This window comes from Variimorphobacter saccharofermentans, assembly GCF_014174405.1.
GTDB lineage: Bacteria > Bacillota > Clostridia > Lachnospirales > Lachnospiraceae > Mobilitalea > Mobilitalea saccharofermentans.
On sequence record NZ_JACEGA010000001.1, the window covers coordinates 3,931,154 to 3,937,500 of the forward strand.

General features: G+C 43.6%; 3 protein-coding genes, 2 tRNA genes and 1 rRNA gene. All 6 read right to left on the reverse strand.

The genetic code is table 11. The features are described 5' to 3' along the window. Window positions 1–134: 134 nt before the first annotated feature. The 6 genes from H0486_RS17140 to H0486_RS17165 all read right to left on the reverse strand — a co-directional run bounded on the left by H0486_RS17140 (window position 135) and on the right by H0486_RS17165 (window position 6,311). A complete protein-coding gene (locus H0486_RS17140) occupies window positions 135–827 on the reverse strand; it encodes an SDR family oxidoreductase (protein ID WP_228354153.1) in 693 nt (230 codons plus the stop codon). A 232-nt stretch (window positions 828–1,059) separates the two neighbouring features. Then, window positions 1,060–1,983, reverse strand: coding sequence for a ketopantoate reductase family protein (locus H0486_RS17145; protein WP_228354154.1), 924 nt, complete (start codon window positions 1,981–1,983; stop codon window positions 1,060–1,062). Window positions 1,984–2,127: 144 nt separating this feature from the next. Next, window positions 2,128–2,739: a methyltransferase domain-containing protein gene (locus H0486_RS17150; protein WP_228354155.1), complete on the reverse strand. Its 612-nt coding sequence runs from the start codon at window positions 2,737–2,739 to the stop codon at window positions 2,128–2,130. A gap of 158 nt (window positions 2,740–2,897) precedes the next feature. Next, a tRNA-Cys gene (locus H0486_RS17155) sits at window positions 2,898–2,968 on the reverse strand. A gap of 17 nt (window positions 2,969–2,985) precedes the next feature. Then, a tRNA-Asn gene (locus tag H0486_RS17160) sits at window positions 2,986–3,057 on the reverse strand. Window positions 3,058–3,235: 178 nt separating this feature from the next. Beyond that, a 23S ribosomal RNA gene (locus H0486_RS17165) occupies window positions 3,236–6,311 on the reverse strand. Window positions 6,312–6,347: the final 36 nt, after the last annotated feature.

The following is a 6,347-nucleotide window of genomic DNA, read 5'->3' on the forward strand; positions in this document are numbered from 1 at the left end:
GAATAAACTATTTCCTTTCCCGTAGCTTCAATACATATCGTACAGCAGCCTTTATGCTATATTTAATTTAATTATGATAAAGGATTTTACATACTTAACAAGTCTCTCTGTGAGAAGTCAGTATAAGCTTCAGATCAATAAGAATCTCCTGTGATTGGCCTTATCGATAGTTCTTCTATAACCGCCTGCTTTGATAGACGAAATTGAGTGGCTATCAAAACACCCAAATCCGAAGTTTCCAAAAGTGAGGTGTCCTCATCGTGTTCCTTCTTTCTCGTCTCTGTAAAGGTACCACCAGGATTTATCAGGGATACTCCGATATTATATTGCTTCGCTTCCTCTCGAAGATTGTAAGCATAGGAACGTAATGCCCACTTGGAAATTCCGTAGATGCCTCCCTTATCACTTCGAATACCAGCAGTAGAACCTATGATAATAATACGACCATATTGAGGCAGCTGTGGTAAGAAGGTCCGAGCCAATCGATAATGGCTAACGAGGTTCGCATCCAGTATTGATAGTAGCTCCTCCGGTTCTGGCTGAATAACCGAACGTGCTGTTTTCTGATCAGGAAACTTAGCTGCATTTAGAATCAAACCCTCTGCGAGGAAGTTTTCTCTTTTCGTAAACTCAAGTAGCTTCTCTGCACTATCAGGCTGCGTAACATCCAGAGGCAGTATTAGAGTTCCCGCCTGCAGCTCCTTTTGTGTATTGATCAGCGTTGTCTCATCTCTTCCGGTTAGTAACACCCGATGTCCATCCCGTATAAGTTCCTTTGCTGCTGCTTTTCCTATTCCTCGACTTCCCCCGATAATAATTATATTCATATGTTCTCCTTCCTTCATATCAAAATAGTATCGCATATTTCCCATCTTCAATTATTCATTATCATTATAAATTCTATTGTATAGTATTTATATATGGATTGTAGGATTAATATGGATTATATGGTACTTATTTCTATTTGTCAACTATGAAATATAATTTTTACCCACTATAGCCGAGTTATATTGATAACAGTAACATAAGCAAAAACCATTTCTCATTCACTATCTCATCTCACAGGTATTCCTTCTCAATCTCCTTTACTCTTCTATACAGAAATTCGTTGACCGGTACATATATCTTATGCTTTTTAGCTAATTGAATCACAGTCCCAGAAAACAGCTCAACCTCTGATGGTTTTCGATTAATACGATCCTGGCCCATGGAAGGTGTTCCTTCCGGATTAAGTGTCCCAATAATATCAATATAGTAATTTATATCGGACTCGCATAGATTGATTCCCTCTGCATTTGCAACAGCTATCACCTCGCGCATAGCAGAAATCATTGTACGATTAGGCTCTCCAGAAACCAGTGTTCCAGCGTAATTGGTATTATAGACCATACAGGTCTGATTAACCCCAACATTTAGCATAAACTTACTCCATAAACGATGCAGGATATCCTCTTCCACTTCATAGGGTATATTTATCTTGTCAAAAAAGGAAATTACACGATTTAATTTGTCCTGCTGACCATTATCCACAATTCCAACATGCAATTTCCCCATCCGGGTATACTGCAGCTTATTATCGAACTTCATTGCATCCATACCTTGTGCTATCGTATAGATAACCTTGTCCATACCATACTGCATTCCGATTATTCTCTCACTGGAGATCCCATTCAGTACGGATAAAATTATGGTGTCCGGCCCTATACATCTCTTCATGGAGATAAGAGCTTTTTCCAAGCCGGTGTATTTAACGGCAACGATCAATAAATCTGCCGGTTCAGCTTCACTGTCCCTTGTCAAAGCAAACTGCATTTCTTCTCCATTGCAATAAAACTTTTGATCTTTATATTTTTTGAGACGATCCTCCTCCATAATAAAATCAACTGCTTCTATCCCAAGGTTCTTAGCAATATGGGATCCATACAGCAATCCCAACGCACCCATTCCAATAATACTTACTTTTGCTATCTCTCTCTTCATCATATTTCCTCCTGTATACTACTCAGTTGTATATCCTAGTTTCCGATCTTAAATCTATGATTAGAATAATCCTATTCTATATTCCTTTCAAGATGTGGGATTATTTTACCGTTACAGTTATATTCTATTACGGTCGTTGTATTGAAGTTATCTGATACGTTGAGCCACAATTTTATTTGATGCATGTAAATGCTTTGGGACACCAGGATGTTCATCTTCAAATATATAAGACTTGAATTGAATAATATTCCAATCACTATATAATTCCTTTATTTCCTCATCAGAGGCCATACCGATAGCATAAGGGGCAATATCCGGTGAAGCTGGTACCTTATCAGTAAACAACTGAATAATGTGTAATCCACCGATCGCTGTATTCTCTTTTGCATCTTTTATGAACTTTCTCCAATTTTCTTTCTTAACAAAATGAAGTGTTCCAAATGAAATAACTAACTTATATTCTTTCTCAAATCGAAAGTCACATAAATTATCTACCCATGCATTTATATTAACATCTGCTTGTCTTGCCAATCTCAGCAATTTGTTTATAGCGTTCTCCGATATGTCAAACGCATCGACAGCCGTGAACCCCTTCTTTGCTAGATATAATGAATTCTTCCCATCACCGCACCCTACATCAAGAATTTTATCTGATTTATGAAAGAATTTTTCAAACTCAACTAAGGTTTCGTTGGGCTCTATACCAAAAGTAAAAACATCATCCACCTTATAGGATTCTTCCCAAAATGGTATATTCATATTGCTTCTCCTTAGCTATTCAAATTTAATTTATATATTAATCATAATACCATGTTGAATAAAATATATAAATAAATTTGTATTTATTAGCACCTGATATTCTATCAATAAAAAAATCTCTAAATCCTTATCTAAAGGTTTAGAGACTTTTCTCATCAAGGCGACAACCAGATTTGAACTGGTGATCAGGGTGTTGCAGACCCATGCCTTACCGCTTGGCTATGTCGCCGTATTATTTATTAAAAACTCCCCGAGTAGGGCTCGAACCTACAACCCCACGGTTAACAGCCGTGTGCTCTACCATTGAGCTATCGAGGAATAGGATTTAAATCTTATAATAAGAAAAAACAGAAATCCTACTTTGGTGTTTTCTGTTTTATTTCATGACAAATCGTTGACTTAGTCAAATAAATATTATTGACTAAATCCTACACAAGAAAATGTACATCCAAGAGCTTCGTCTTCCGACTCCGCTCTTCCACCATATACCCTTTTTTAGGTTAAGCCCTCGACCTATTAGTAACAATCAGCTACATGCGTTACCGCACTTCCACCTTTGTCCTATCCACCTTGTCGTCTTCAAGGGGTCTTACTAGCTTGTGCTATGGGATATCTTATCTTGAGGGGGGCTTCACGCTTAGATGCCTTCAGCGTTTATCCCTTCCAAACTTGGCTACTCGGCCGTGCCATTGGTATGACAACCGATGCACCAGTGGTTCGTCCAACCCGGTCCTCTCGTACTAAGGTCAGCTCCTCTCAAATATCCTGCGCCCACGCCGGATAGGGACCGAACTGTCTCACGACGTTCTGAACCCAGCTCGCGTACCGCTTTAATGGGCGAACAGCCCAACCCTTGGGACCTACTACAGCCCCAGGATGCGATGAGCCGACATCGAGGTGCCAAACCACTCCGTCGATGTGAACTCTTGGGAGTGATAAGCCTGTTATCCCCAGGGTAGCTTTTATCCGTTGAGCGATGGCAATCCCACTTTATACCACCGGATCACTAAGTCCTACTTTCGTACCTGCTCCACCCGTCGGTGTCACAGTCAAGCTCCCTTCTGCCTTTGCACTCTTCGAATGGTTTCCAACCATTCTGAGGGAACCTTTGAGCGCCTCCGATACCCTTTCGGAGGCGACCGCCCCAGTCAAACTCCCCGCCTGACATTGTCCACCAGCCGGTTCACGGCTGCATGTTAGAAACCCAGTAACACAAGGGTGGTATCCCAACAGCGGCTCCTCTACGACCGGAGTCATAGATTCTTAGCCTCCCACCTATCCTGTGCATGCATTACCGAGTCCCAGTATCAAGCTAGAGTAAAGCTCCATGGGGTCTTTCCGTCCTGGCGCGGGTAACCAGCATCTTCACTGGTATTTCAATTTCACCGGGTGCATTGTTGAGACAGTGCCCAAATCATTACGCCTTTCGTGCGGGTCAGAACTTACCTGACAAGGAATTTCGCTACCTTAGGACCGTTATAGTTACGGCCGCCGTTTACTGGGGCTTAAGTTCAACGCTTCGCAAGGAACTAAAGTTCCTGCTAACGTCTCCCCTTAACCTTCCAGCACCGGGCAGGCGTCAGCCCATATACTTCACCTTACGGTTTTGCATAGACCTGTGTTTTTGCTAAACAGTTGCTTGGGCCATTTCTCTGCGGCCTGCTTTCGCAGGCGCCCCTTCTCCCGAAGTTACGGGGCCATTTTGCCGAGTTCCTTAACAATGCTTCTCCCGTCGGCCTTAGGATTCTCTCCTCATCTACCTGTGTCGGTTTACGGTACGGGCTTATGCAGAACAATAGCGGATTTTCTTGACGGCTTGGGTTCGGAAGCTTCGCTACTTTTGGTTCGCTCCTCATCACACTTCAGCATCATCCGGGGGATTTGCCTCCCTGACTCGCCTTTGTGCTTGAACCGGTTTTTCCTTTCCCGGCTCTTCCTACCCTTCCGTGTCCCCACAGTTCTGTCTGCATAAGGTACAGGAATTTCAACCTGTTGTCCATCGACTACGCTTCTCAGCCTCGCCTTAGGTCCCGACTTACCCGGGGCAGATCAGCTTTACCCCGGAAACCTTGGATATTCGGCCTAGAAGATTCTCACTTCTATCTCGCTACTCATTCCGGCATTCTCTCTTCTTAAATCTCCACTGCTCCTTCCGGTACAGCTTCGTCGTTTTAAGAATGCTCCTCTACCAATTGATTTCTCAATTCCACAGCTTCGGTGTCGTGTTTTAGCCCCGGACATTTTCGGCGCAGGATCTCTCGACTAGTGAGCTATTACGCACTCTTTGAATGTATGGCTGCTTCTAAGCCAACATCCTAGTTGTCTCTGAAATCCCACATCCTTTTCCACTTAACACTCACTTTGGGACCTTAGCTGGTGGTCTGGGCTCTTTCCCTTTTGACTACCCAACTTATCTCGTGTAGTCTGACTCCCGATCATTATTTATACGGCATTCGGAGTTTGATATGCTTCGGTAAGCTTTGACGCCCCCTAGGCAATTCAGTGCTCTACCTCCGTTAAACTAAATCGAGGCTAGCCCTAAAGCTATTTCGAGGAGAACCAGCTATCTCCGGGTTCGATTGGAATTTCTCCCCTATCCACACCTCATCACCACCCTTTTCAACGGATGTGTGTTCGGTCCTCCACCACCTTTTACGGCGGCTTCAACCTGGACATGGATAGATCACCCGGTTTCGGGTCTACTCTTACAGACTTGACGTGCTTTTAACACTTGGTTTCCCTTCGGCTCCAGACTTTCAGTCCTTAACCTTGCCTGCAAAAGTAACTCGCCGGACCGTTCTACAAAAAGTACGCGGTTGATGGCTATCTGCTTGCCTATTCACAGGAGCGATTATGTGTGGTAGGATGCGAATTGCAAGGAAACTCACGCAAGCGTAGTAGCCTACGCTGAGTAAGTTGACGCAGCAATTCACATTCTAACATATATAAGCGTTCCTATAGATAGGTAAGCAGATAGACACACCTTCCACAGCTTGTAAACACAGGGTTTCAGGTTCTCTTTCACTCCCCTCCCGGGGTTCTTTTCACCTTTCCTTCACAGTACTATGCTCTATCGGTCACTAAGTAGTATTTAGCCTTGGGGGGTGGTCCCCCCGACTTCCCGCAAGGTTTCTCGTGTCTCGCGGTACTCCGGATCCCACTCGCTGTCTTCTGATTTCGCGTACGAGGCTTTCACTCTCTCTGGCCGGCTTTCCCAAAACCGTTCTGCTATCATCTACGGAACTTTAGTTCCTTACTCACGTTATTGTGGTCCATTACCCCACGGTATTACTACCGTGGTTTAGGCTCTTTCCCTTTCGCTCGCCGCTACTTAGGAAATCGATGTTTCTTTCTCTTCCTCCGGGTACTTAGATGTTTCAGTTCCCCGGGTTCCCTCTGCATACCTATGGATTCAGTATACAGTAACTGAGGTTTTCTCAGCTAGGTTTCCCCATTCAGAAATCTACGGCTCAATGGATATTTGCTCCTCCCCGTAGCTTATCGCAGCTTATCACGTCTTTCTTCGGCTCTTAGTGCCAAGGCATCCACCCTGCGCTCTTATTAGCTTAACCTAAATTTTGATTGCGCTAACGAAAACAAGGAAGTGC